Genomic DNA, 25,610 nt, shown 5'->3' on the forward strand with positions numbered 1-25,610 from the left:
TCCATTTATTTCAATATATTTATACTCAAGGTTTAAAAACATTGAACTTTATGTTCACAAAATATATACTAAAGCCATCAGTATAGTAGTGGAGGACTTATGAATAAACGTAAAAGACATGTCGCAGATGTAGCCTTAATGCTTTTTGTGGAAAAAGGCATCCAACAAACATCTATACAAGATATTATAGATCGAGCAAATATTTCAAAAGGAACTTTTTATAATTACTTTACTTCTAAAAATGATTGTATAGCAGAAATACTTGAAGGATTACGTTATGATGCTAGCCAGCTTCGTATGCAAAGTCAGGTCGGGAAAAACGAAAAAGACCAACAAGTTTTAACCGAGCAGATTTATAGTATCATTCAGTTAAATGAAGAGCGGAACCTTCATGCACTCTTCGATGCCATTCTTAGTTCTAACGAAAAAGATTTAAAAAAATTGGTTTTACAGCATCGCATATTTGAATTAGAATGGTTAGCCATAAGATTTAAAGCTGTATTTGGAGAAGAAATTTCAGAACACGCCTTTGAATGCGCTATATTATTCCATGGTATGCTACAGCACATTATGTTTACGATACGCATAACTAACGCACCATTCTCACTCCATCGGATTGTAGAGGTTTTACTTGAATACATTGGCCTTATCATTCCCCATATGATTCAACATAATACTTCTTTAATCGATCAATCTACTTTCCATTTGATGCGAATGAATATAGATAGAAAACCGCTAGAAATAAACGAACTATTGGAGATGGCCAAGCATCTTAAAGCAACAGGGAACTTCACAATGGAACAAGAGGATCTCTATGAGGCCATTATTTTTGAGCTTAAACAGGAGCGTATACGTAAAAGCGTGCTTCAGTCACTGCTTAATCCTTTCTTAGTAACCTTTAATGGAACATCTATTAAGGGTCAAACTCAGACATTCATCAATGCCGTTTGGTTTTATTTAAAACTGAAATAATAAAGTAAACTCACCAAGAGAAAATCTTGGTGAGTTTTTGCACTGTCTTTTGATACAGTCTCGATTTCTACAAAACAGAAGAGCCTTCTATCAAATAGAGGGCTCTTCTTTAAACTTCTTTCCATTTGTACAACGTTTCTTTTCGTTATACAGCGTTCTTGACCGCTTTTTGAAAATTTAATAACCAAATCTATAGTCTCTGCCTTTTTTAGACATTTCATGTCCTAAACGGATAGTAGAAACTGCTAGGTCTGCATAGGTTACTTGCTTAGTAGGGTTGAATTCATTTTTCTCTGCCTTTACTAATCCCAAAGAGTCTGCCAACACAACATAGCCTGCGTTCTCGGCTTTAATCTTTTTACTATCTGTATAATCATTTTTGAATATTTTAGATTGTTTTGCAGCTTCCTCTAAGCCTAGAGCACGGATGTACCATACTGATAGCTCCTCTTTAGTAATCGGACTATCCACATCAAAGGTAGACTTGTCTGCTGTGAGTACTCCTAGCTCTACCGCTCTTTCTATTGCCTGATAAGATGTATGCTTAGAATCTACATTAGTAAAGGTTTGTTTGACGTTTTCTGAATCTCCTCCAGGAAAACCAGAATACATATACGTCAAGGAATTCATCATTATTTTGATGGCTTCCCCCTTCGATACAGTTGCATCTCCATTAAAGGTTTTTGCATCCTTAACCGTTAATACTTTTGCTTGTATTAAATAATTTAATTCATCTGCTGCGGTTTTATGAGAGACTTCTGGCAACACTTCTCTATTATATTGATTGAACCATTTACCTGTGTTTGCCTCTAATACTTGATAATCTTCTTCATTAAACTGTGGAGAATATATTAAGTTATAATGATTATTTTCTTTCTTCTGATATTCTTTCATGTAACTCGTTTTTAATGAAACAGACTTCTTGAAAATCTCTTCTGCTTCTTTTTCAGAAATCACTTTGTCCTTTGATGGCCACTCGTCAATCTGTGGTCTATTAATACTTATACCGCCTAAAGTGCCATCGTTTTCTAAATGCACATTTATTTGATCTCCTGAAACAAGTACTCCGTCTACAATTCGAGGGAATGAAAAGTAATAGAGACCCCTAGGATCTTCATAAAATGAATCGGTCGGAAGTGCATATTGGTGAAGATTAGAAGGTAAATATTCCTTAGCATATTGCACTGCCTTAGCTAGTGCTTCTTCATAGGAAATAGCTTTGTCATCTTTTTTCTCTTCTAAATATTCAGTTATTTCACGTTTCATACTATGAAACTGAACTAGCTCTCCTGTTTTCTTATCAAATTCTATATTAGATCCAGAACCGCTACCGTTTGAGTAGTTATACATATATTGAACACTGATTACATCTTGTCCATTGTAATTCTTCGTCTCTTCTACAGATTGAATAGATAGCTTTACCTTACTTGAATCTACCTTTAGTAGATTCTCTGCCGTTTTTTTGGCTTCTTCCTTCGTGATACCATTTTGCTTTGCAGGCAATGCCTTTTCTACAATCATTTCATATCCCTTTTTAGCAGGGTTCTCGGCTAAAAATTCATAGCTATTAAACCATTCACCAGTTGTTGCATTTAAACTAAGCACATCTGGCGTATAAACTAATTTTACATCATATTTATTAATTTCATCCGATGCAGTAATTTGATATTGTAGTTTAGCTGTTACATTATCTTTTATTTTTGCTAGTGCTTCTTTTGAATCATTCAATTTTTTCACATCTTCAAACGTTGAAGATTTACTTGTATTAAAACGATTAAATTCTACAATCTCTCCGCTACCTAAAATAGTTACGTTTACATTCTGATCTTGAATAGCAATTCCATCCTGGACTCGATTAAATGAAAAAGAATAACGAATAGGTCTAGTTAGAAGTTGAGGAGAATAATAAAAATCATTCATCCCTTCTGTTAGCTGGTAGCTTCCGTCCTTGATATACTTTTGTACAAAGTCATTGGCAATTTTTTTAGCTTCATCCTTGGATACCTTTGCAGGAAATAAAGCATCAGCGGTAGTCACCGGCTCATAGTGAAAAGATTCTATCTCAAAATTGTCTCCAGAAAACCCAATACTACCGTAGATTTCCTTACCTTTTACTTGCTTATTAAAAGACATATCATATCTTGTTTTGTTTTCATACGGATTTTCATAGGAATGCATATAAAATTCACTAGCCTTTACAGAGTCAAATATCCCTGGAAAACTCGCTTTAAATTTCTTTAGCAGGTCCTCCTTAGATACCGTTACATCCACTGCTGCAACCTGAGTCATCACATTATATGGTTGTGCCCCTCCTGTACCAGCAGCACTTACAGCAGATGAAAACATTCCAATCGATAAAGCCGAAGCCGTTAATATAATACCTATCTTCTTCAAAAATAGTCCCCCTTTTACGGTAATAATTATATTGTAAAGTAAATTTTGGAAATTAGAAACTAAAATTTACCTAATTTTAAAATTATTTAATAAATTTTTAAGAGTTAGATATTATTTGATTATTTTTATTAGCCGTTCTGATTCTGTCTCATCTAAATACTGTGATTTCAAAAATTCTTTAAACGAAAAAAACGCCACTCACTCGGAGGGGCGTTTTCACTTATTTCATATAATTATTTACTAATTCATAGCATCTTTCTTTAGTAAGATCAGCTAAAGCACTCGAATACAGGAACGGCTCAAGTGTTCCACCCTCTGCTTCCTTGGATTTTTCTTCTGCGATTTTATCACGCTGCTTAATCCAATCGCGTTGTTCTATTTTTAAATCCTCCATTTCACTTTCAGACAGTTGCTCTTTAAGTACACCATAAATTTCATTTAGAGCTTCGTCCCACCTTTTGAATGTTTCTGATTTAGCTTGATTCATATCCGTTTGTGTTCCAGACTCATATACCTTGTCGAATTCCTTTAAACTAACTTCAATCTCATTTAATTTATTTAAATAAGTTTCTTTTGTTCCTGAAGGGTCACTAGCTGTTTCTTCAGTATCCTCAGACACTTCTTGAGCTGGTGCAACGTTAGTTTCATTTATATCCTTTTCCGAACTAGAACTGCATCCTACGATCCAAACAAATGGTAGCAGTAACATTAGTATTTTCTTCAATTATATCCCTCCTTCTTCCACTTCTACCCATTAGACGTAACGATAAGCAGGAAAGTTTTATTTTTTCTGTTTTTTATAAAAAATCATTCAAATCTCCTAATGCAGATGCAGGAACCTACTTTTCATAATAATAGATCTTAGTAAATTCATAGGCCTTGCCTTTATCCTCACACCATTGCACAAAGCCGACTGTACCTTCACTTGAAAACGAAATCCAATCACTCATCAAATTACTATAATAAGATACAAGTTGGTAAATATTTATTTTGTATTCTTCCTTTTCTACTTTCTTGCTTAGCTGTTCTATTTTTTTCAGTAGTAATCTATCTTCTTGTATATCACCTAAGTATAGGTCCTCTGAAATATGGTGAAAAGAATACCAAAGAGAATCTATATAAATATCTATTAGCTTTAGTATTACTAATTGTTCCTTATCGCCACCTAATTTTAAGGCTTTATCTAAATAGGTTGTCCGCTTATCGATATTCAGAAATAGACCATACCATCTGTACATTCTTGGGTCTTCAGGATTTAAATCCATCCATTTCTCCATTAAAGGTTTCAATAATCTCTCTTCTAATGGGTGAATAAGTACCTGATGTACATCTTCTGATACTTCAATTACTTCAAAAATCCAGCATGCAAATTGTTGTTGTTTTTTTATATCCCATTCTAATGCTTGCTGAAGAAAAAGATTTAATGACTTTAACGATTGTTTACGTAGACCTTTTTCCTTGTATAGGCAAAACTCTATAAACAACGGATAATCATTTAAATTTTCACTGTTAATAATATTGGTTAAAGCCCTTTCCATTTGTTCACCTTCCTTAAAACTTAGTTTAAAATATATTTATTGTGTAAAAGTGGTGGACATCCACTCATAAAATTTTTCCTTTTCCTCGAATTGTGGATAATGAGCTGATTTCTCAAAGGTAATAAATTCTTTCTGTTCTGCATTTAAAGTATCCAAGTATTTTTTGGCTGTACTATAAGTAGTATGATAATCGTGCTTTCCCATTACAAAATAAACTGGTAATTCAAGCTTTGTAACTATATTAGGTAACGGCTTTTTTAACAAATCAGGTAACATCATTTTCTGTGAGTAGGAAATTCCATAGTTATAACGAATCACGTCCAATAAATTATATTCCTTGCTAAGAAAATTATTTAAGCTATTACCGTCTGGATTTTCGATAAGTCTAGAAGTCCCACCATATTTCATTACATAATTTCTTGGAGTAACTGTGTCACCATTTTTAATATCTTCATCTAACCCCTGTAAATATGTAACATCCTCCATATTCCCTTCCTTTTCAGCTTGATCAATACAGAAGGCTAAGCTCTCTAGCTCACTTTCAATAGTATCACTCATTTGCCCTATACCAATATATGCCTCATATTTTTCAGGTGATTGATATGCAGCTTGGGTAGCAATATAGGTACCTGCCGAATGACCAATTAATATGATCTTTTCTTTATTAAGTCTCTTCGAAATATAATCGGACATAGCTAACAGATCCTCTACTAGTAAATCTGTTGAAAGATTAGAATAGTCCTCTGTAAAATGATATGATTTTCCACTTGCTCTTTGATCATATTGAACAACTGTAAAATCTTGTTCTAGCAAGTCTTGGTATTGAGAAGCGTACGGTATTTCTGAACTTCCTGGTCCCCCATGCACAAAAAGGATAACAGGGTTATCGGTATTATTGCCACGAATCAATACTTCATGGTTACTTCCATTAACCTCCAATTGCTCTAAAACACTAATACTGTTTTCCCCTTCAATAGACGCTGTCCATGTCGGAGAAAAAAGGGCTCCTATTAGGACTACTACAATTGATACTAAAATACATATGATTAATTTCTTTGTCTTTTTCACGCGACCATTCCCCTATTCTTGTACTCTTTTATTCTCTTTCTAATTGCCCTATCTTTCCTTTTTTGTTAGATCTCATAATAAGTATAACAATTTAGTAAAATTTTCTAGTACATCTCCGGAACGAAATTATAGTACATCTTAGGGATGAGATTTTTCTTATCTAAAATAAATAGTGTACGATTGCGAAAAATTGATTCACTCATTACTCTCCCTTCATGAATTTGGTGTTAACACATCCAAGGATGACCTTCTCCCCTTTAAAACAAAAGTCCTTATTACACAAAATCCCTATACAACCTTTCACCTGTTTTCTTAAAATTCAAACAAAATATTAAGCTTTTATTTTCTTATCTCGTAAGGTTTGATTACAATAAATAAAAACCGACGGATTTAGCTCTAAAGCGGGAGGATTAATATGAAGAAAAGCAAAATGGCCTTAGCAATTGTTAGCACAACACTTTTATTAGGAGGTTGCAACGTGGATGTAGAGAATACAAAGGAAACCAAAATACTTGGAAATGGTGATATTGCTTTAGATAGTGAGAGCTTTGTCAGCGTTCAAGATTACAAAGGTGACGAATACACCTTACAAAATGGAGAAAAAACGGACAAAATCGCGGAGGAGAATCGTGATTCGATTGAACAAGCGGTAAAGGAGTTCTTTCTAAACAAGTATAAAACAGAGGTAAAAATCCATAACATCGTGGGAGCTGTGGACGGTGCCTCTGTATTCGTAGAATCTGTTGGAGAGCCTCATTTCTACACTTTTGCCATTGTACCTATTGATGTGGAAAAGGAAAAAGTAGAATCAGACAAAGTGTGGTCTCAAGAGGGACAGATAGAAGATGCAATTTCTACTGGTCTTTATGCAATGATTAATGATCAGGAATTTTCTAACCTTGATAAATACTTAAATGAAATAACTGTAAAAAATCCTGTAGTAGGAGTTCGTATGGAGGCAGTGGAAAGAGTAGGTGCTAATGGATTTGCAACTCCCTATTATTACACAAGTGCCTCAGGCGAATACTTTACAGAGCTTTATAACAAATATATAGAAGACCCAACAATTAGCAAGGAAGAATTAAAAAGCTCATTTGAAAAGTATAATTTCGATTCTAATCTAATGCTCATCACTATTACTTTATATATGAAAGAATCCGATACCGACCCAGATGAAGCACTTTATGACCAAATTGTTTCAGATATCGAGCAAATGGAAGGAATACCCCAAGGCTCTTACTCGGTAATTTTACACGATAACTTGATTAACGCAGAGTATGCTGACGGATCAAAAAAAAGCTCGATAAACAAGACTAAATTAAATGAGATTATGAAAGAATAGGAGTGGAAATCTCGATGACTACTATTAATCCTGTTTCTAACGTCCAGACAAATGATCAAGATTTAGTAGAATTAGCTGGTTCTCATGCTTATCGAAATTATCCAGAAGGTAGAATTATAACAGTTAACGATAAAGTATTCAGAGTAGTGGATACCCAATACGGGATGTCTTCAGGTCTTGATGCACTTACCGTCCAAAACAATGAAACAAAGGAATTGACTGTAGTTTTTGTTGGTAGCGCAGACAACAAGGATTGGATTGATACAAATGCAAAGCTACTAGCGGATACTCCTCCCGCTCAATTAGAGGATGCTCAAAAGTATTTTGATTGGGTAAATACTAGTCTTGGAAACGTAGATTCAGTAACAGGTAATTCTCTAGGTGGTGGACTTACTAACTCTGTTGCAATTAATAACCCTCAGGTTAAAGCTGTAACATTGAACCCTGCAATCCTTCCTGCTGGTTTAGTGGATCCTACGATGATGTATGAGAATATCACCAATTATTACAGCCGCTTCGACTTTCTTACGAGCACAGAAGAAGCTATTGGAATGGGCAATAGAATACCAGGGAAAAAATATAACATTAACAATGGGGTTCCCCTGCTTTCACAGATTGTATCGAATCATACAGGCTACGTTACCCCTGATAAAGACGGGAACTTTGTTGTTGAAGTTGGTATAAAGGGACAGCCCGGACATGGATATATCCACATTGGTGCTGACGATCATATTGTAACAAGTATTTGGACAGGAAATCCTATTTATGGAGGCTATACTGAAAAAATTGAGATTAACCAAGAAAATATGATTTTACTCTCCAACGGAATAAGAGACCAAGTAAAAGGTCGAATAACAAATGTCAAAGAGTATATAGGTAACTCGGTAAGTATTGTTGAGGATGAGAGTGCTAAATTCAGTCAGCGTGTAACTACCCTCCAAGAAATCTTTCAACAAATGCTTGAAGAAATAGCCGGAGACCCCGTTTTTAAGGGCATTGCAGAGACAGGGGCCTTTATCAAGGCAGCCATAGATGATCTAATAGATCTTCTTAATACAGCAGAGGATCGTTGTAGAATATTAAACAGCATTTTAAACTCTAAACCGGCTGAAATCATTGAGTTTATTACCTCAACTGACATAAGTGTAGAAACACTCTTCGCTCCAGCAAGAGATTATTTAAATCAGCTTAAGCTAGACGTAGATAATCTAGTGACGAGTGCACACAATATTATGTATAAGGATATACCTGAATTATTTAGAGGAGGAACAGACAATTTTGTCGATGCAGTCGTCGGGGAGCTGGATGCGCACTATAACATCTTAAAAATAAATAAAGAAGAAGTATACAATCAATTAACTGAGTACGAAACTCAGGTTAATGACATTGCCAATTCCTTTATTAACCGTGATGTCAGCCTAGCAGATGCTATACACATGGGATCTTCACCTGGAGATCGTGTAGATGCAGTTCAAAAAACAGAGATTAAGACGATTCAGGAATCCTCTTATTTAGTAGTAGGAATGAAAATTAAGGAAGTTCAAGTCCAATTGGCCCATAATACGATAGTTACTTTAGGAACAACAATATTAAGTCCCATCCTTTCCATCCTAGAAGTTATTGCACTTCTAATAGAAGCTGCATTAACTGCAATTATCCTCGCTGTAAAGGCTGCTCAAAATATCGGTCTGTACGGAAATCCCATCGGTTTGCTGATGAGTTTGTTTACAGATTATGAACATAGAGTAAAAAGTGCTGTAGCTAGTGCCCTCGAGCCTCTTATAGAAATGGAGGTCTTAATGGAAAGTTTGCGCATTGGATTCAATAGGATGAATGTAAACCTACCGGAAATGCTAGACAATTTTAAGCCCTATCTGGATACTGCCATTTTTGAACCAGCTAAATTTGAAAATGTAAGATTGTACAATGTCGCTGCCTTAGCTATATTAGAGGAGATGGAGCTATTATTTAACGAAATAATTTACCAGCTAGCCGATGAAAAAGCTAATGCAATCGAAGAAACGTTAGAGGTCTCGAAGAATGTATTAGGTAATCTACAAATATTAAAGGAACAAGTAGATCGCGGAACATTGTAAAATATAGAGTGGAACTCCAGTGCAGCGTTGCTACATTAGAGTTCTTTTATTTTTGCCCATTCATTGATTTTTTTAATGGATTTGAGCTAAAGCCTGAGCTTCCAAGCTTGCTTTGTGTTTAATCACTCTTTATACTAGATTTTGTGCTAAAAAACAAACCGACCGTTCTGTTTTGTGGAAAGGAGTAATTGATATGTCCGTTGGGCAGGAAACTAAACAGCATATAATTCAGACTGCTGGTCATCTATTTCGATGGTATGGTTTTGAGGCGGTTAGTATTGCAACAATCATTAAAGAATGTAATACAACAAAGGGTGCCCTTTATCATCATTTTCCTAATGGCAAAGAAGAGCTGTTATTAGCAGCTATTCAATATACAGGAAAAATTATGCTACAGGATACAAGGAATTTGTTGAGTGAATCCGCAGATCCTATAAAGATATTATCAAGCCATTTAAATCATATTGCTTCACAAGTTGAGTTGAACCGCGAAATAGATGGTGTCCCCATTGGTAATATTGCTGGTGAAATGGCGATTAAAAACAATGAGATACGCCTAGCCTGTGATCAGGTTTTTAAAAGCTGGCAACAACTGATAAAAGACAAATTTATTGACTGTGGGATGCAGGAGGAAGATGCAAGTAATCTTGCAATCACATTAAATGCACTATTTGAAGGTGGTATATTATTAAGCATCACAAGTGCTTCTGGTGATCCGCTCAGAGCAATCGCCAAGCAAATCCCTTATTTAGTAGCACCAAAAAGTAATTTATTAAGAGAGTAGGATTTTCATGTCACAACCAATCAAAAAAACACCAATACTAGCAGCATTTCTAATCGCTGGTTTTGTTGGACTATTTAGTGAAACAGCACTAAACATGGCGTTAGGCCAATTAGTCATTGAGCTCGGCGTTGAACATACAACTATTCAATGGCTGACTACTGGCTATTTATTAACACTTGGTATTCTAGTCCCTATTTCCGGATTACTGATTCAAAAATTCACCACTCGTCAGCTATTCCTGACTTCCTTGATATTTTCTATAATAGGAACTATTATAGCAGGACTTGCACCGACCTTTGCGTTTTTATTGATGGCTCGTATAGTTCAAGCTATTGGTACTGCGATTTTATTGCCATTGATGTTCAATACGGTTTTATTAATTTTTCCAATTGAAAAACGTGGATCAGCGATGGGTGTCATGGGACTTGTTATCATGTTCGCACCTGCGATTTCCCCTACCGTTTCTGGAATTATTTTAGAATACTTAACTTGGCACTGGATTTTCTGGACTACACTTCCATTCCTTGTATTTGCATTGATTTTCGGCTACTTCTATATGCAAAATGTCAATGAGCTTACCCATCCGAAGATTGATGTTCTATCTGTTATCTTCTCTAGTATTGGTTTTGGAGGCATTGTGTATGGCTTTAGTGTAGCTGGCGATAAAGGCTGGAGCAGTTCGATTGTAATTATTGCTCTAGCTGCAGGAGTAATTGGTCTTGCCTTATTCGCTTGGCGTCAAAACAACATGGAAAAACCAATGATCAATTTAAAGGTTCTAAAATATCCAATGTTTACATTAGGCTTAATCGCCGTATTTATAGCCTTTATGTGTATTCTTTCAACTATGATTTTACTTCCACTTTACTTACAAACTGGATTGGCTTTAGCAACATTTGCCGCTGGTCTAGTCTTGTTACCAGGTGGAATTATTAACGGTATTTTCTCTCCAATTGTCGGACGCCTGTTTGACAATTACGGTGCAAAGGTACTTGTAATGCCTGGCTTCATCTTAATCGGGATTGCGTTCGTATTCTTTATGCAAATTGACCAGCAGACATCTCAGCTAACGATTATCGTGCTACATAGTGTAATGATGATTGGTGTATCGCTTGTTATGGCTCCTGCTCAAACAAATGGCTTAAATCAATTGCCTCGTCATCTATATCCAGATGGCACCGCATTAATGAATACTCTTCAGCAAGTATCCGGTGCAATCGGGACTGCAGTGGCGATTACCATTATGTCCTCTGCCCAAGCTTCCTTTGTGACAGAGCAAGGTGCATCAGCTTCATCAGTAGACGCGTTTATTTATGGGGTACAAACATCCTTTAAATACGCTATTGCTCTAGCAGTAATTGGAATTATCCTATCTTTCTTTATTAAAGGAAAGCAACAAACAGCTAAACAAAGTAATTAGTATTTTTGCTTCATTATAAAACACCCTCCAGTTGATTGGAGGGTGTTTTAATTTATAAGGACATCAAAAGTCGAGTCCTCTTAAAATGCTTTGATGACAATTAAATCAAATAAAATGCTTAGGTTAATATAAGAATAAGTTTTAAAGCTTTATACTTTAAATGACACAGTAGGTTAAATAGATAAAAACAATTATTACAGGAACATTCCATTGTTGTGTGGAATACATATAGACTGAATTACTCTGAGCGTTTTCTTAGTGTAATTTATATTGCTAAATTAGTCAGAAGTGGGTTGTTAATCAAACACATTGCCTTTTATTAAGGGGGCTACTCTTTCTACTCTTGATAAACTTCCTCTTCTGAATGAAAACCATCTGTAATAACTGTGGTATTAAGATTGGATTTATTTACTGGAATTGGTGTTAATAACACCGAAGGAACTTCAATTTTTCCGTTTTTAACTTTCTGCCCCGCATTAATATTTTCACCTTTAGCCATGGATACAGCCAGTTTCGCAACCTCCTCTGAGAGCATGTGAATAGGTTTGTATACAGTCATAGTTTGCGTCCCTTTAACTATTCTCTGTACCCCTGCTAAATCCGCATCCTGGCCTGCGACTGGTATTTGTCCAGCGAGCCCTTTGGCCTCAAGTGCTTCTATTACCCCACCAGCAGTAGCATCATTTGCTGCAATTACTGCATCAATCTGTAGATTTGTTGTACGAAGTGCTTCTTCCATATTCGCATTTGCATTTACTGGTGTCCAATCCTTCGTCCATTGGTCATAAATAATGTTGATATCTCCATTCTCTATATATGGACGAAGTACTTTAAATACTCCCTTTTTCAGAAGATGCGCATTGTTATCCGTGATTGCTCCCCCTATAATCACATAGTTCCCTTTTGGTACAAGCTCTGTAATAGCCTTTGCCTGCATTTCTCCCACTTGTTCATTATCGAAGGAAACATACAAATCGAGATCAGAGTTTTTCACAAGTCTGTCATATGCAATCACCTGTATACCTGCAAGATGAGCCTTATGGACAATGGCCGCGGTTGCCTCGGCGTTATGCGGAACAATTACTAATACATCGACACCGCTTTGAATAAGTCGCTCTGCTTGAGATATTTGAAGTGCATCATCTCCATTTGCTGCAAATATTTCTACCTCGGCACCCAAAGCCTCCACAGCCTCCTTGAATAAATCTCGATCCTTTAGCCATCGTTCTTCCAATAAGGTATCCATAGAAAACCCTATTCGTATCGGCTCCTCTTCTTTTGGAGAAGGGGGTCCTTTCTCTGGTTTAATACTTTCCCTTTCAGTATCAGGGGAACAAGCAACTAACAGCAGAATGATACCCAAAAGCCAAATAGGTTTAGCCCTTTGTTTCATCCTTTTCCCCCTCTCATTAAAATTCTATTTTCTTACTTAACATGGTTTTTCTATATTCCTTTGGAGAGATTCCACACATCTTTTTGAATACCTTGCTGAAATAATTAGGATCATGGTAGCCAATTTCAAACGTAATTTCCTTTAAGCTTCGTTCTGAATTATTGAGGAGCTTTTTAGCCTTTCCAATTCGACACTCCGTTAGAAAATCAATATAGTTAATACCTAGCTTCTCCTTGAACATTTTACTAATATAGATTGGGCTTAAGTCGACTTTTTGCGCCAGTATATCTAAGGATATGTCCTTATGGGAATTATCATATATAAACTGTTTGATTTGTTGAATTTTATCAACTTCCATCCGTTCAAAATAGCTCTTATAAACAGTTTGCATACGATCAAGCAAACGTGTAGTTTCCAATCGCAACTGACGATACTCAAGTGCTTGAAGTGGGAAAACAGGTACCTCTGAGTCAATTCCTAATTCATTCATGACTCTATGTGCAATCCACAATAACTCCAATACTCTTTGTTGAGTGTAGATAAGTGCATTTCCTTTTTTTTCATGCTGTTGAATCATATCCAATACAAATAAGCGAATCGACTCCCAATCCCCTAGTCTTAATTGTTCGAAATACAGCTGCTCCCGTTGTCTGATGACCTGATAGTCTGTTTCAACAGTAATAGCCTGAACTTCAGAATAAAACCGATACTTTACAACCAAAGTGGGATCCATCGTAGCAATAAGAGCCTCTTGGTAGGATTGCCTAATTTCCGAGAGTTCCCCATATACTTGACCAATTCCAATAAACCAATCCATACCGATGTTTTCTTTATTTAAGGATAAAATCTCTTTTGAAAATGCTATTGCCTGTGCACGAAATGTTTGATCAGGGTTTCTAAACACAATAATTGGTAATTGCCTTCCATATAAGGCACCAACCCAAGCATTGGTTGTTTGACGAACTTTCTGCTTGATGTCCACATACAAATGCTCTGCACCTTCCGGTAAGAGTATAACAACTACAAATTTTTCTTGTGTAGAAGGGGTATCTAACATTTCCACTAGTAAGTCTATATGCACTTCGTGAACATGATCAAATAATAGCTGTGTTACAATATCTGTCTCTGCTAAAGTCAATGTTTTTTGCCACATTTCATTTGCTAGACGGCTGCTAGCCTCCGCTTCTTTTTCTACTCTACATTCCTCTAATACTTTACCTACAGTAGAGACTATTTCGGTTACTTTACTAGGTTTGAGTAAGTAATCTTTCACTCCAAGCTTAATAGCTTTCCTTGCATAATCAAACATATCGAATGCAGTTACCATCACAAACTTGGTAGATGAATTCGTTTCTTTTATTTTTTCTATGGCTTCTAGCCCATTCATGCCTGGCATCATAATATCCATTAACACTAAATCTGGACGAATACTATCTGCAAGTTCGATTGCCTGCTTCCCGTTTTTAGCCTGATAAAAGGAGTACTCTGGAAAAGATTTTTGAAGTATAGCCTGCATTCCTTCACGTTCTATCGGTTCATCATCGACGATCAGAAGTTTCATCATCATTTTCCTCCCATGCTATTGGAATTTGTATGATTACCTTTGTCCCTTGACCTTCTATACTATGAATAGTGATAGTGCTTTTATCTCCGTAAAACAAAGACAGCCTTTTTACAACATTTTGAAAGCCCATTCCTGTTGAATGCCCCTCGCTAGGCACAATATCTCCCTTAAGTAATTCTTCAATTTGTTTCGTTGTCATCCCCTTGCCACTGTCTTCTATCTCTATAATCACGAATGATTCCACTTTAAGAATTCTAAACCAAATTGTGCCTCCATCTATCTCAGGCTCAATAGCGTGAATAACTGCATTTTCGATAATTGGCTGAAGTGTTAGACCTGGAATTTTTATATGTAAGCACGTCTCATCAATGTGAGATATAAATCGTAATCGATCGATAAAGCGAGCCTTTTGAATCTCCATGTATTGATTGAGAACTATAACCTCCTCAAATAATGTTACCGTTCCATCCCCTCGCTTGAGGTTATAGCGAAGTAATCCTGCGACACTTACAAGTAGGTCACTCGTTTCCTCTGCCCCGTCCAAATAAGCTTTTTTAGAAAGGGTATTTAAAGTGTTAAACAGGAAATGAGGGTTTATTTGACTTTGTAAAGTCTTTAATTGGCTCTCCTTTAGTAGAAGTCTGCTTTGTTGTAGCTCATGCTCCAGTTGTGCCTTTTGTTGAATTTCTTGTATTAAATCATTAATATTGATTCGCATTTCATCAAATGTTTTGGCTAGAAATGCTATTTCATCATTAGATTTCACTTCTATCTGCTGGTTGAATCTCCCCTGTGCTAATTCATTGGCCGCTTTTGTAAGCTGATGAACTGGTTTAGTAATGCTCAATGAAAACCAATAAGTCGCCAGTAGTAGCACACAGGTAATCAATAGCAGCAAATAAATTCCAAGCTTTTTTAACTCTTCGGATTGGTTAATGATTGCCCGATAAAATTCGTTATATGTCTTCAGTTCACGATCCAAAATAGTCAATGTCATTTCTGATATGTACATAGAAATACGATTAGCTTCATTGAATTCCTTGGTGGAGTCTTCTATATCTCGTTCCTGTATGAGCATAATAGAACGCTCCGTAGTCTCTACTAAACTATCAATTAAATGAATATAATTCGTTAAGGAAAATGAATTCTCCACGTTTCTAAGCTCTGCAACATCCTCTTGAACCTCTTTTATATCTACTATACTTTTCTCCAGCTGTTGCTTATGTGCTTCTGTAGGATTTAGTAAATAATTGTTTAGATTAGTTATTATTTTTTGACTAGCTGTAGTTACTTCATTCATCCTTAAGTATCGCTGTAATACATCATTTGTTTGCTCTTGTGTTCTTTGGTTGTAATACGTGAGCATTAACCAAATGATACCCATTATAACGAGGACTACTGAAACGAGCATCCAAATCTTTTTATGAATCGTAGTCATTGCTTCGTACCATCCAATTCAGCCATTCTTATTTCAGTTAAATAACCATCAGAGTCAAGGGGAACAGTTTCATTAGTTAACCATTTCATGAGTCTTTTCACGCTTTCCTTACCCATTCTCTCCGGCTGTTGCTCCAACACACCATCTAGTTGCCCCTGCTCTAGTAAAGTTTTGGATTCAATTCCATCATCAAATGTATAAATATGATATGGCTCTACCCTTGTACGTCTCCCAATTTCCTGTATCATAGGTCCAGCATAATTTGCATTGATTGCTATAAAAGCTTGTGCCTGTGGAGTTTCGTTCATAAGTTGCTGAGTTGTAGCCATCACCTGTTCCTTAGTATCCTCGGTCCCTCTTACGGTCACCTGAATTCCCTCATAGTGTTTAAGCACTTCTTGAATTCCTTGCAAGCGTTCCTTCTGATAATGTGCTAGTTTCTTATCTCCTAGAATGATTATATCTCCAGTTGTACCCATTGTACTGACTAATCGTTGTGCGACCATTCTTCCTGCTTCGAGCTGATTTGAACCGATATAGGTCTTTCTTAAACTTTCCTCGACCGGGACATCGTTAGCGACTGTAATGACTGGAATACCGTAGAATGCAGCCTTCACTTTGGTCAATTCTTTAAATTCTTCATTATCTAGTCCCTGAACAATTATTCCGCTAACCTTTGAATGAAGGGCTATCTCCACTCTTTTCAAAAAATCTTCCTCGTTATTACCATAGCTTCCCCAGACCTCTAATTGAACATTTTCTAATTTTGCTTGTTCTGCTGCACCTTGCCCGACTTTATTCCAAAAAGGGGTGTCCAGTTCCTGAGTTATAAGTACAAGGCGAATGGTATCCTCATTAGAGGGAATGGTTTTGGGCATTTCGCTAGTAGTACGGAGCGCCTGGGTTGCCGTGGAAAAGGTCAAATAACTAAAGATCAAAATAAGTGCTCCAAGTATGAAAACTACTTTTTTCCCCATTCCCTTCTCTCCTTGCATCTCGCTTTTTCTACTATATTATCATTTGTCCATTAATTGACAATAAGCTATATAAAACGGAAGTTCATTCTTCTATGAAGACACCTCTACTAAGCATGATTTCCGTTTTAGACGGACGCTTTCCGCGGGGGGAGCGCTAAGCCATCACCGTCGTTTGTGATGACTCATCTGTCTCACTCATCCCACAGGAGTCGTCACCTGCCGCTACAATCAACAGACTGATCAATCATTATTTTTAAAGGAAAAGTTATAATGTTGAAAATGCATTAAGATACTGCAATAGTTTTCAAGTATTATAAAAATTGTAAGAAATAAAAAGACAAAAAGGTATTAGACCTTTCTTAATACCTTTTGTCCATTTCTTCTATTAAGCTCTTTGTTTTCGTGTCATCACATCAAATATTACTGCTCCAGCTAAAACCCCACCACGTATCATATATTGATACGATATTCCAACGCCTAGTAGGTTCATGCCACTTGAAAGAGAAGCCATAACAATTGCACCAATGATGGCGCCAGTTACTTTTCCAACTCCTCCTGCAGACGAAACCCCACCTACATAAGCCGCTGCTATAGCATCTAACTCAAAAAGAGTACCAGCTGTAGTGGTAGCTGATTGAAGACGCGAAGTAAATAATATTCCTGATAAGGCTGCAAGCATCCCCATAGAGCCGAAGACGATATATGTAATCTTTTGTACGTTTATGCCACTGAGATGTGCGGCTTCTGGGTTACTACCCACCGCGTAAATGTGTCGACCAAGCACCGTTTTAGTAGATAAAAAATGATAAATAATAACCACAATTACCATAATAACAACCGTCCAAGAAAAACCATTATATCCCGCTAAAATCCAAGTGATATACGCAATAATTCCTGATATTAAAATAAGCTTAATAGTAAATATGCCATTAGACATTACTTCAAAGCCATATTTCAATTTATTTCGTCGATTAGAAAATTCACTATAAATATACAAAAGTATACCGATCAACCCAACAATCAATGTCATAAGGTGTAATCCGTTAATTTGCATAAGAGATGGTATAAACCCATTTCCAATAGCGTTAAATTGACTGTCCTTAATAATAATTGTCCCTGTTCTTTCCGTTACCTGTAAAAGCGCTCCTCGAAATATTAACATTCCTGCTAAAGTGGCAACAAAAGAAGGAATACCGATTCTCGCAACTAAAACACCGTTAAATAAACCTATAACTACCCCGAAGATTAAGACTGTTGGAATTGTAATCCATATGGAAACACCCCATTGTGTCAAAAATATTGCTGCCACTGCGCCTAAAAAACCAGCGACAAAGCCAACTGATAAGTCAATATGACGGATGACGATAACTAGTGTCATTCCGACTGCTAGCACTGCAATGTAGCCCGCGGAATCTAGTAAATTACTTATATTTCTCGAAGACATAAACAAACCGTTTGTCATAATCGTAAATGTTAATAGAATGACTGCTAAAGCAATATACATTCCATAATCTCGTATATTATCTTTCACAAGGTCCTTAGCCTCTTTGAATAAATTCATGATTCTTCCCCTTTCTATCTATTGAGTAGCGAGTTCCATAATAGCTTCTTGAGATGCTTCTTCTGCAGTCAATTCACCTCTTATAGCTCCATTAGCCATTACATAAATACGATCACTCATTCCTAGCACTTCACCGAGTTCAGAGGAAATCATGATAATGCTCATTCCTTCATTGATTAGCTGATTCATAATCGTATAAATTTCAAATTTTGCCCCCACATCAATACCTCGTGTCGGTTCATCCAAAATTAAGATCTTAGGTCCAGTAAACAACCATTTTCCAAGAGACACCTTCTGCTGATTTCCACCGCTAAGTTTGCCAACTATTTGTTCTAGAGAACTAGCTTTAATATATAAAGAATCCTTATATTCTTTACCGACCTTTACCTCTTCGTTTAAGTTAAGGACTCCTCTGCTTGATATCCCCTTCAGATGAGCAGCAGAGACATTACTCTTTATATCTTGTAGTAAAAACAAACCGTCTCCCTTTCTGTCCTCTGTCACATAGGCAATTCCTGCTTTAATCGCATCACTAGTATGCTTTAGTGTCTTAGATACCCCTTGCATTTCTAACGTTCCTTGAAGCTTATAATTCTTGGGATTGCCAAAAATACTTAATGCAAGCTCTGTACGCCCTGAGCCCATAAGACCAGCAATACCAATAATTTCTCCCTTCTTGAGTTGAAGATTTGCATTTTTAACTACGTTTCTTCCTAGCTGTGTATCATAGGCAGACCAATCTTTTAATGATAAAACCGTCTCTCCGATTTTCTTGTCAGGTCGTTTTGGATAAATATCTTCGATGTCTCTTCCAACCATATTTTTGATGATGACATTTTCAGCCACCTCTCCCTTGCTTGCATCTAATGTGCAAATGGTTTTCCCATCACGAAGAACCGTTACTTTATCTGCAATATGAATAACCTCTTTCAGCTTATGCGAAATCATAATGCAGCTAATTCCCTGGCTCTTCAATTCTTTTAAGAGTTCTAATAGATTTTCGCTATCATCCTCATTCAGAGCTGCTGTTGGTTCGTCTAAAATAAGTAAGTTAACGTCCTTGCTTAGTGCTTTGGCAATTTCCACGAGTTGTTGTTTACCTACACCTAATTCCTTAATCAATGTTTCTGGAGTCACTTTTAAATTCACTTTTTTAAGTAACCCTGTAGCCTGGACAATGGTTTGATTCCAATCAACAAAGGGACCTTTTTTAACTTCATTTCCGGCAAATATGTTCTCGTAGACCGATAAATCAGGAAAAAGGGCTAGCTCCTGATAGATGATTCCAATACCAGCCTTTACGCTATCACTGATTACTTGAAATTGTTGTACCTGTCCTTCGAACACTATGTCCCCATCATAGGTACCATATGGATATACTCCACTTAATACCTTCATTAGAGTAGATTTACCTGCTCCGTTTTCTCCGACTAAGCAATGGATTTCTGCCTTACCTACTTTGAAATTTACGTTGGAGAGAGCCTTTACTCCAGGGAACTCTTTGGATATGTTATTCATTTCTAAAATATAGCCACTCATTCTCGTACCTCCCTCACCTATACAAATTAAAGATAGAGAAAAAGTGATTGATCGCTACAACACTTTTTCTCCTCTTATTGGCTTTTACTCTATACCGGTGAATTCACTTGCCTCATAATACTCTGAATCAATTAACTCTGATTTCACATTGTCTTTATCTACAACAATTACATTCGTTTGTTTCGCTTTCACTTCTATAGCACCATTATCGTAAGAACCAGTAGTTTCAGGAGTTTTTCCATCCAAAATTTCAACTGCCATGCCCATAGCGTCTTTTACTAATGAACGAACATCTTTAAACACCGTCATCGATTGTTTTTCATCAATAATGTATTGTACAGAAGCTTTCTCCGCATCTTGGCCCGTTACAAAATAGCTTGTAATAGCACTATCAGAACCAAACACATCTGCGATTGAACGTGCAGTCCCATCATTAGGAGCAAGGATTAAAACATCCCCTTTTAGGTCATCACTCGCGGCAGTTAAATGTGTTTGTGCCTTGTTTTTTGCTTCATTTGAATCCCAGTTAGTCGTAATTTGCCCGATGATTTTTCCGAGCTGATCACGAGAAAGATCTGCAGAATCCTTTAAAGCCTCTGCTTCACTGGAGTTAGCAATTTTAAATGTACCATCAGCGATTTTCGGCTGAAGCACCTGCCAAGCGCCCTCAAAAAATAGGAATGCATTATTATCAGATGCCGCACCAGCATACAGGTAAAGAGGTGCATTAGAACCCTTTGCATTGTCTACTAAGTACTGAGCCTGTGCTGCACCAACTGCTAAACTATCAAAAGTTACATAGTAATCGACAGCATCGGTATCAGTTATTAAACGGTCATATGCAATTACAGTAACTCCCTCTTTCTTAGCTGCCTCTACTGCAGATGCAGCTGCCGCACCATCATGAGGAGTAATGATTAATACTTTAATACCTTTATTCAACAATGCCTCTACATTTTCTTTTTCCTTTGCAGATGATCCTTGGCTAAATAGGATTTCCGTAGAATAATCCGAATCCGCTAAAGCATCCTTAAAACGTTGCTCATCCTGCACCCAACGAGGCTCATCCTTCGTAGGCAACACTATTCCCACATCTACTGAGCTACTCCCACTTGCGTCACAAGCTGCTGCTACTATGGCAAATGCCATTAACATAAATAAAAATGTGAATCCCTTGAACTTCTTCAACATTTTTAACACTCTCCCTTTGTATAAAATCCTTACCTTTTAATTATAAATTCTGAATACTTTTATGAAAGCGCTATCAATAGCACTCTTTTAATATTACCTATACTTTTTTAACTTTTAAGTATAAAAATAGAGACGAGCCACCTTGGGTTCGTCTCAAACAGAGAATTAAATTTAAATAAAAAATAGAAGCTGGCCAAAAGGATTCCTAAATGAGCGTTTTGGTCAGCCTCTTCTTGGCTTTACTTTTTTAATCTATAGTCTTTAAAAGTTTTTGCATTTCTGTAGCCTGTTTTTGTTGAGTAGTTATAATGTTTTCTACAATTGTTTTGAGTTCACTATTTTGAGTATATTTCAAGATATTTCCAGCCATTTTATTGCACCTACATGATGTGGGATCATTTCTTCCAGGAAATCTTTATCTATATTCCCTGTTGGCCTGGCATCTTCCATAGACGCAATCATCGTTTTATAGATGTTATTATAAGCTTTTAAGTAAGATGCCTCCGCTTGTACGTTTACTTCTGGGCTCACCTTTATTTTATCTTTAAGAGCTTCCATTTTCTTAATACCTTCCAGTTGTTCTCTTATAATGGTTGCTGCTATTTTGTTGACTTGTTCATTATCGCTATATTTCAAGACATTTTCAGACATCGATACAGCTGCCTGGTGATGTGGAATCATTTCATAAAGGAAATCAAGACTGGGATCACCTGTTTTAATCGATTCTTCCATTCCCTTTTCCATGATTTGCAATATACTTTGATAATTATCATAATACACTTTTTCATCCGGACCCAACTGTGCATGTGCTTGAATACTAAACATGCATAGTATCAATGTAAAAAAACCTATTCTAGTTATTTGAATGCCTGTCCTCATATTGTACCCTCCCATTATTTACGCTCATTTTATTATGCAAGATATAGAATTACTTTATACAAGTCAGAATGTGTCATTTCTTGCTCAGTAGATTGCGATGTAATGCTCTTTCATCAGATTATTTATTTGTATTTAGGGTATACATTTAAAAGATTGAACAACTGAATCCAATATCGATTTCCACTTTAGATGGACAGTTTTAGGCGGGGTGAGTGATAAGCCATCAGCTTCGCTTCCGCATGTTTGTGAGGTTTATCTGTCTCATTCATCCTGCTAGAGTTGAGCCTTTCGCTACAATTGATAATGAGCTAAGTTTACAATCATATTTAAAAGCATTGTCAGGAGGAACATAGGAATCATGAAAAAATTATTACTGATCTTAGTTGTCTGGAGTTTGTGGGCTATCTATCCTTCGAATTCAATTGAAGCTAAGGCAGAAACATATACTATTTCGCCAAATAGCGAAACATATAATAGGAATCTAATGAACGATTCTAATTACAATAATGATACGAAACATTATTATTTACTTCGTACATATCTTGAACGACTTGAAGAAACAGGTGGTGGCACACTCGAATTAGAAAAGGGAACATACATAGTTTCTAATGTATTGTTCGTACCATCTAATACAACGATAAAACTAAAAGATGGCGCGAAAATTATGAATGGTAGTGAAACAGGTAAATCTAAGCTCAATGCTGACCACTCACTTTTCCATTTCATTCGTCCTTCTCTTGGTAAAAAAGAAGGTGTCTATGGAGGGTATGATGGTGAAAAAAATATTTCCATCATTGGAGCTGGTTCAGCGACGATTGATTTGAATTTCGAAAAGGATGCTATTGCTATTATTGCTGGTCATAATCAAAATATTAGGATTGAAAATATTAATTTTCAAAACATGTATTCCGGTCATTTCATTGAGATAGATGCAACAAAGGATGCTGTTATAACCAACAATAAATTTATGAATTCAATACCTTCAACAACTGAAATCAAAGAAGCAATTAATATCGATACTCCTGATAAGCTAACAAATGGCTGGAGCTCTGTTTGGAGTAAGTTCGACAAAACACCTAACTCCAATATGAAGATAGAAAACAATATTTTCTACGGCCTTGATCGTGCAATTGGCACCCATAAATATTCAGGTGGTAAATATCACGATAAAATCATAATCAGAAATAATAAAATAGAGAAAATGCGTCAGGATGCAATTCGCGTGTTGAACTGGAGTAATGCAACGATAGAAAACAATATGTTTAAAAATGTTGCTCCAGGTAAATACAACGCTAACAGGGGGATTATAGCAAGCGGCGCCCTTAATCCTACCTTCCAAAGTAATGTGTTTATAGACATACCACGGGCAATGCAATTTACTGCCTGGAAAAACAGTGATTCTGGTTCCGAATATGATATAACTTATAATGAGCTAAGTGAGGATAATAAAGAGGCACTTTCTACTAATACTATTATTAATTATGTAGAGGATTTTATCCGAATTAATCCTACATTTAAAAAGTTTGATCAAGAGCATACAGAATTTATTCCTTTAAAAACAGTACAGTCTCCTTCTTCACTGAACAGATACCCTGGCTCTTCAAAAGCGCTAAATATAAGGGGTCAAAATAACTATGAAGAGAGACTTGAAAGTACATTTGGCTCTAATGAAGATCTATCCAACTCAAAGCTACTAAATTTACATTTACAAAACTATTTGAGAATGTATCAGTGAAAAAATTGATTGGTACTAAAAATTAAATATTGCTGTTTAAACTTATTACTCATAAAATCTTAAGATTTATACTAACAGCCTCTTAAGAATTCCTTGCTACGATAAACGTACCAAAATTTTTAGGAGGTTACGTTTCATGGATTTACTGAGTGTAGTGTCTGGTCTTTTACCGTATATAAAATATTCTATTTTCATTTTCGTCATCTTAATGATTGGCTACTTCGTATTTAAGATCTTTTTTCAGAAAAAATATACAATAAATCTATCTAAATTTATTTTTATCATTTTACTAATCTGCTGGGGAATTGTTGTATTAGGTATCACAACTTTAAATAGACCGGCGATGTTTGCAGGTCAGTTTAATCTTAGTCTTTTGAGTAGCTATGTAAGTTCATGGAACAAATGGTCAGTGTCTGAATTTCAGCTAATCATCTTTAATATGTTAATGTTTGTGCCATTAGGAGTACTCTTACCGTTAATTCACAAAAAAAACAAATCGTTTTCGCGTGTACTAGTTATAACAATTGTATTCACACTTTGCATTGAAATTTTCCAATTTGTTTCAGGTAAAGGAATTTTCGAATTGGATGACCTTTTGCATAATACAATAGGGAGTTTAGCTGGGTACTTTTTCGTAATGGCAATCATATTAAGCATAGAGCAACGAAAGTTAAAATTTGCTCCAATTGTAAAAGCTATATCTATTCCTATTTTTTTTGTTGCATTATTTGGTGTAGCAACCGTTATATATAATGCACAGGAATTTGGAAATCTGCCATTCGAGCCTTCACAAAAACAAAACATGGATCAAATAGATGTCGAACTGGAAACAAAGCTCTCCAACAAATCATCGAACGCTTGCGTTTATTACAATTCAAATGTTAAAGATATGAAAAATATAAAATCAATCTCTCAATCCATTGCACAACAATTTGAATTACAACAGCAAGGCGGCATCCGCAGGGAAGGAGAAAACCGTCAATTAAAATTTATAGATGATGAAGGCCTTGTCTATTATTTAACTTATTTCATGTCAAATGGTTTTTGGTCCTTTTCCTCTGAAAATTATAGTGAAGAGCCGCCAAAAGTTGATATTGAACAGCAAAAGCAGGTTATAGAAAATTGGCTAGATAACGAAGGTTTATTTCCAAGTAACGCTATCTATCAGCAGCAGGATGAACGTACAATTCGTTGGGATTTAGCTGAAGCAGTGGATTTACAAACTGTATGTGATGATTTTTCTCAAGGTTTCCTCGTAATCACACTCTCTGATCAGCAAATACCCGACAACATCATCTACGATGTTAGTAACAATGAAATAGTTGGGAAAGAGAAAATCATTTCACAACAGGAAGCATATGAAGCTTTGACAAACGGAAAGTTTAACTTATTCAATCCTTTACAAAAAGGAGATACGCTAACAATAACGGATGTTCAATTAGGCTATACTTATGATACTAAAGGGTATTATCAGCCTATCTATGTCTTTACTGGCAGTGTTAACGATCCAGACTCCACAGTTGAAATATCAATTCCAGCTATTCCATAAATAAAACAGCACTTACTTTGACTAGCTAAAGTTTGTGCTGTTTTAGTATGAATTTTATTTGTTACCCCAATCTCTCATATTCAAAAGATGAAAAAGAGGCTTCTCGAAAGTCTAATAAACTTTCGAGAAGCCCCCGCTAATAACCTCATGTTAGCAAATCAATTTAATCT

19 protein-coding genes are annotated in these 25,610 nt (G+C 36.1%); 7 read left to right on the top strand and 12 right to left on the bottom strand.

Annotated features, from left to right (window positions below; translation table 11 throughout):
- The first annotated feature begins 99 nt into the window (after positions 1-99).
- Positions 100-972: a TetR/AcrR family transcriptional regulator gene (locus tag H9650_RS18115; RefSeq protein WP_144540705.1), complete on the top strand. Its 873-nt coding sequence runs from the start codon at positions 100-102 to the stop codon at positions 970-972.
- Positions 973-1,149: 177 nt separating this feature from the next.
- On the opposite strand, the gene H9650_RS18120 is transcribed toward H9650_RS18115, so the two are convergent.
- The 4 genes from H9650_RS18120 to H9650_RS18135 all read right to left on the bottom strand — a co-directional run bounded on the left by H9650_RS18120 (position 1,150) and on the right by H9650_RS18135 (position 5,972).
- On the bottom strand, positions 1,150-3,366 hold the full coding sequence (locus H9650_RS18120) for a YcdB/YcdC domain-containing protein (RefSeq protein ID WP_191697859.1): 2,217 nt from the start codon (positions 3,364-3,366) through the stop codon (positions 1,150-1,152).
- 220 nt (positions 3,367-3,586) lie between these two features.
- Positions 3,587-4,090, bottom strand: a complete 504-nt coding sequence (locus H9650_RS18125) for a lysozyme inhibitor LprI family protein (protein ID WP_144540700.1) — start codon at positions 4,088-4,090, stop codon at positions 3,587-3,589.
- A gap of 115 nt (positions 4,091-4,205) precedes the next feature.
- Entirely contained in the window at positions 4,206-4,904 is a 699-nt protein-coding gene (locus H9650_RS18130) for a hypothetical protein (protein WP_144540697.1), read from the bottom strand.
- A gap of 36 nt (positions 4,905-4,940) precedes the next feature.
- On the bottom strand, positions 4,941-5,972 hold the full coding sequence (locus H9650_RS18135; RefSeq protein WP_191697860.1) for an alpha/beta fold hydrolase: 1,032 nt from the start codon (positions 5,970-5,972) through the stop codon (positions 4,941-4,943).
- Positions 5,973-6,387: 415 nt separating this feature from the next.
- On the opposite strand from H9650_RS18135, the gene H9650_RS18140 reads away from it, so the two are divergent.
- The 4 genes from H9650_RS18140 (at position 6,388) to H9650_RS18155 (ending at position 11,614) form a co-directional block, all read left to right on the top strand.
- The gene (locus H9650_RS18140; protein ID WP_191697861.1) at positions 6,388-7,314 is read left to right on the top strand and encodes a DUF1672 family protein; all 927 of its coding nucleotides are present in this window, start codon (positions 6,388-6,390) and stop codon (positions 7,312-7,314) included.
- 14 nt (positions 7,315-7,328) lie between these two features.
- A complete protein-coding gene (locus H9650_RS18145; protein WP_191697862.1) occupies positions 7,329-9,410 on the top strand; it encodes an SA1320 family protein in 2,082 nt (693 codons plus the stop codon).
- A 193-nt stretch (positions 9,411-9,603) separates the two neighbouring features.
- Positions 9,604-10,194, top strand: coding sequence for a TetR/AcrR family transcriptional regulator (locus H9650_RS18150; protein ID WP_191697863.1), 591 nt, complete (start codon positions 9,604-9,606; stop codon positions 10,192-10,194).
- Positions 10,195-10,201: 7 nt separating this feature from the next.
- Positions 10,202-11,614, top strand: coding sequence for a DHA2 family efflux MFS transporter permease subunit (locus tag H9650_RS18155; protein WP_151112622.1), 1,413 nt, complete (start codon positions 10,202-10,204; stop codon positions 11,612-11,614).
- Between the two features lie 337 nt (positions 11,615-11,951).
- Here H9650_RS18155 and xylF read toward each other — a convergent pair whose 3' ends face one another.
- The 8 genes from xylF to H9650_RS18200 all read right to left on the bottom strand — a co-directional run bounded on the left by xylF (position 11,952) and on the right by H9650_RS18200 (position 22,156).
- Entirely contained in the window at positions 11,952-13,007 is a 1,056-nt protein-coding gene (xylF, locus tag H9650_RS18160) for a D-xylose ABC transporter substrate-binding protein (RefSeq protein WP_151112620.1), read from the bottom strand.
- Positions 13,008-13,023: 16 nt separating this feature from the next.
- Positions 13,024-14,571, bottom strand: coding sequence for a response regulator (locus tag H9650_RS18165; protein ID WP_151112618.1), 1,548 nt, complete (start codon positions 14,569-14,571; stop codon positions 13,024-13,026).
- A complete protein-coding gene (locus tag H9650_RS18170) occupies positions 14,546-16,009 on the bottom strand; it encodes a sensor histidine kinase (protein ID WP_151112616.1) in 1,464 nt (487 codons plus the stop codon). Before H9650_RS18170 ends, H9650_RS18165 begins: the two co-directional genes overlap by 26 nt.
- A complete protein-coding gene (locus H9650_RS18175; RefSeq protein WP_191697864.1) occupies positions 16,006-16,986 on the bottom strand; it encodes a substrate-binding domain-containing protein in 981 nt (326 codons plus the stop codon). Before H9650_RS18175 ends, H9650_RS18170 begins: the two co-directional genes overlap by 4 nt.
- 385 nt (positions 16,987-17,371) lie before the next feature.
- A complete protein-coding gene (locus H9650_RS18180; protein ID WP_151112613.1) occupies positions 17,372-18,547 on the bottom strand; it encodes a sugar ABC transporter permease in 1,176 nt (391 codons plus the stop codon).
- Between the two features lie 18 nt (positions 18,548-18,565).
- Entirely contained in the window at positions 18,566-20,086 is a 1,521-nt protein-coding gene (locus H9650_RS18185; RefSeq protein WP_191697865.1) for a sugar ABC transporter ATP-binding protein, read from the bottom strand.
- An 84-nt stretch (positions 20,087-20,170) separates the two neighbouring features.
- Positions 20,171-21,277: a sugar ABC transporter substrate-binding protein gene (locus tag H9650_RS18190; RefSeq protein WP_191697866.1), complete on the bottom strand. Its 1,107-nt coding sequence runs from the start codon at positions 21,275-21,277 to the stop codon at positions 20,171-20,173.
- Between the two features lie 351 nt (positions 21,278-21,628).
- Positions 21,629-22,156, bottom strand: a complete 528-nt coding sequence (locus H9650_RS18200; protein ID WP_191697868.1) for a DUF305 domain-containing protein — start codon at positions 22,154-22,156, stop codon at positions 21,629-21,631.
- 358 nt (positions 22,157-22,514) lie between these two features.
- Between H9650_RS18200 and H9650_RS18205 the strand changes: the two genes are divergently transcribed.
- Entirely contained in the window at positions 22,515-23,891 is a 1,377-nt protein-coding gene (locus H9650_RS18205) for a right-handed parallel beta-helix repeat-containing protein (protein ID WP_151112605.1), read from the top strand.
- Between the two features lie 136 nt (positions 23,892-24,027).
- Positions 24,028-25,440 (top strand): VanZ family protein, encoded by a 1,413-nt coding sequence (locus H9650_RS18210; RefSeq protein ID WP_151112603.1) that lies wholly within the window; start codon positions 24,028-24,030, stop codon positions 25,438-25,440.
- The last annotated feature ends 170 nt before the right edge of the window (positions 25,441-25,610 follow it).

Origin of the sequence: Psychrobacillus faecigallinarum, assembly GCF_014836595.1 — a bacterium.
GTDB classification, from domain to species: domain Bacteria; phylum Bacillota; class Bacilli; order Bacillales_A; family Planococcaceae; genus Psychrobacillus; species Psychrobacillus faecigallinarum.

What these genes read in the sequence shown, in the direction of transcription:
- H9650_RS18210 (WP_151112603.1), top strand. Translation starts at nt 24,028, where the DNA reads ATGGATTTACTGAGTGTAGTGTCTGGTCTTTTACCGTATATAAAATAT.
- H9650_RS18170 (WP_151112616.1), bottom strand. Translation starts at nt 16,009, where the DNA reads ATGACTACGATTCATAAAAAGATTTGGATGCTCGTTTCAGTAGTCCTC.
- H9650_RS18150 (WP_191697863.1), top strand. Translation starts at nt 9,604, where the DNA reads ATGTCCGTTGGGCAGGAAACTAAACAGCATATAATTCAGACTGCTGGT.
- H9650_RS18200 (WP_191697868.1), bottom strand. Translation starts at nt 22,156, where the DNA reads ATGAGGACAGGCATTCAAATAACTAGAATAGGTTTTTTTACATTGATA.
- H9650_RS18165 (WP_151112618.1), bottom strand. Translation starts at nt 14,571, where the DNA reads ATGATGAAACTTCTGATCGTCGATGATGAACCGATAGAACGTGAAGGA.
- H9650_RS18155 (WP_151112622.1), top strand. Translation starts at nt 10,202, where the DNA reads ATGTCACAACCAATCAAAAAAACACCAATACTAGCAGCATTTCTAATC.
- H9650_RS18175 (WP_191697864.1), bottom strand. Translation starts at nt 16,986, where the DNA reads ATGGGGAAAAAAGTAGTTTTCATACTTGGAGCACTTATTTTGATCTTT.
- xylF (WP_151112620.1), bottom strand. Translation starts at nt 13,007, where the DNA reads ATGAAACAAAGGGCTAAACCTATTTGGCTTTTGGGTATCATTCTGCTG.
- H9650_RS18205 (WP_151112605.1), top strand. Translation starts at nt 22,515, where the DNA reads ATGAAAAAATTATTACTGATCTTAGTTGTCTGGAGTTTGTGGGCTATC.
- H9650_RS18190 (WP_191697866.1), bottom strand. Translation starts at nt 21,277, where the DNA reads ATGTTGAAGAAGTTCAAGGGATTCACATTTTTATTTATGTTAATGGCA.
- H9650_RS18185 (WP_191697865.1), bottom strand. Translation starts at nt 20,086, where the DNA reads ATGAGTGGCTATATTTTAGAAATGAATAACATATCCAAAGAGTTCCCT.
- H9650_RS18115 (WP_144540705.1), top strand. Translation starts at nt 100, where the DNA reads ATGAATAAACGTAAAAGACATGTCGCAGATGTAGCCTTAATGCTTTTT.
- H9650_RS18140 (WP_191697861.1), top strand. Translation starts at nt 6,388, where the DNA reads ATGAAGAAAAGCAAAATGGCCTTAGCAATTGTTAGCACAACACTTTTA.
- H9650_RS18180 (WP_151112613.1), bottom strand. Translation starts at nt 18,547, where the DNA reads ATGAATTTATTCAAAGAGGCTAAGGACCTTGTGAAAGATAATATACGA.
- H9650_RS18145 (WP_191697862.1), top strand. Translation starts at nt 7,329, where the DNA reads ATGACTACTATTAATCCTGTTTCTAACGTCCAGACAAATGATCAAGAT.
- H9650_RS18130 (WP_144540697.1), bottom strand. Translation starts at nt 4,904, where the DNA reads ATGGAAAGGGCTTTAACCAATATTATTAACAGTGAAAATTTAAATGAT.